This window comes from Candidatus Methanoperedens sp. BLZ2 (assembly GCF_002487355.1).
GTDB lineage: Archaea > Halobacteriota > Methanosarcinia > Methanosarcinales > Methanoperedenaceae > Methanoperedens.
Genome location: NZ_NTMG01000001.1, coordinates 1 through 1,800, shown reverse-complemented (window position 1 = coordinate 1,800; position 1,800 = coordinate 1). Strand labels below are relative to the sequence as shown.

Genomic DNA, 1,800 nt, shown 5'->3' with positions numbered 1-1,800 from the left:
CATGCTGGATTTGCACCAGCTGGCGAGTATGAGCTTTGCTCGGCGCGCCCGCGTTATCCGCGCAATCAGCGTTCCATCTCACGATTTTTCTCTTCTCCAGTGCCATGCCGGCAAAAGTGCGTTGAATGTGAGCATAACCGGAAGGAACGGCGCCGCCTTTAGAGGAGAGAGGGGCATGTTATTTTCGGCGCAAGTTATTTTATGGTGATGCCTTACTCATTGAAGATGTGGGGATATCCAGCCTCCTTTTATAGGGAAATGCTCCTTGTTTTCCATTCATAAGTTAAATCCTGCCTGATATCCATGCACATCTTTTTCCAACCGCTCGATACAAAAAAGGGAGATTGTGGGAGTAAATATTTATTCATGAATTTCATTTCTGTTAATTAATCTGGTTTAGATTGGCAACAATAAAAGCCATAGGATAGAGAGTAAAAGTATTCAAAAATGGCAAATCAAGAAAATCCTATTACCTGTTGACAATCAATAGACCGATGATTATAGTATTTTTGCATTAACTTAGGGAAAAAAACTTCCTTATTAGTTTTTGATCGAAGGATGTCTATCTGTATGAAAATAAAAGAGATGATAAAATGAAAATCGAGTCTTGTGTCGAGACATTCCTAAATGCAATAGTTGTGGATAGAAATTTATCTGAAAGGACATTGGAAGCCTATAAGAGTGATTTAAAGATCTTTAGTCAAATATTCAAACAAAGAGAGATCGAAGAAATTACTACGGAAAATGTGAGAGAATTCATCGAGCTATTAGAAAAGAACCATCATTACAAAGATTCGACCATTAAAAGAAAAATAGCTACACTCAAAGTGTTCTTTAATTTTGTTGAACAAGAAGGAGTAATCGCTGATTCGCCTACAAGGAAGATAAGGCAAAAATATAAAATTGCCAAACGATTGCCCAAGGTATTGTCTGAAAGAGAACTTAAAAAATTATTAATGGCATCCTATAATGAAATAAAATTCTTACAGGAGCCAGAGGAAAAAAGGAGCGACTCAGACTTAAAAAATAATAATCTGATTAGAGCTTATCGTGATTGCGCAATATTGGAAATCCTGTTCTCCACGGGTATGCGTATTGGTGAATTAGTAATGCTAAATGTTAATGACATAAAGCCCCAGGAAAGAACTATTCTAATCTTTGGAAAAGGTAGAAAAGAACGGATAATTTATATTTCGAGCGATGAGGTATTGAATGCTATAAAAGAATACCTAATTCATAGAAAAAATATTCAAACAGATGTGCAGGCACTTTTTTTAAATAGAGATAAGAAAAGACTAAGCATATATTCCATTGAGAATATCTTCCAAAAATATTGTAAGAAGGCAAAGATCATGAACCACTATACACCGCATTGCTTGAGACACACTATGGCAACAATGTTGTTGTATAATGGAGCTGATATACGAGCAGTCCAAGAGATTCTGGGGCATGCAAGCGTTATTACGACTCAAATATATACTGAAGTTTCACAAAAACACAAAAAGAAAGTATTGACAAAATTCAACGCGAGAAATAGGATGAGCTTGTCATAGAGTGTTTTATCTCGTGTCGCTATACTTTTTCGGAAAATATTTCTAAAATAATAGAGAATATTGATTTTGGGATAAGACACTCGATAATTATAATGCTGTTTAGAATTGAAGCGCTCAGCTAATTGTTTTTTCGAAGCAGATTCTTAGTCGATAGTCTAAATTGTTAACCACGATTATGGTTCCTATCATATCAAAATAACTTGAAATTATTTTAAATAAGGATTACATATGTGGGAAGTCTTTCTAA

At 35.1% G+C, this 1,800-nt stretch carries 2 protein-coding genes; both read left to right on the top strand.

Translation table 11 applies throughout. The annotated features are described in order from the left end of the window. The coding region (locus CL181_RS00010) for a hypothetical protein (protein ID WP_097297198.1) at positions 1–208 on the top strand (208 nt) is incomplete at its 5' end. Positions 209–593: 385 nt separating this feature from the next. After that, positions 594–1,553: a site-specific tyrosine recombinase/integron integrase gene (gene xerA, locus CL181_RS00005; protein WP_097297197.1), complete on the top strand. Its 960-nt coding sequence runs from the start codon at positions 594–596 to the stop codon at positions 1,551–1,553. Positions 1,554–1,800 lie beyond the last annotated feature (247 nt).

Bases quoted from the DNA above. Each gene is read 5' to 3' on its own strand.
- xerA (WP_097297197.1), top strand. From the start codon at position 594: ATGAAAATCGAGTCTTGTGTCGAGACATTCCTAAATGCAATAGTTGTG.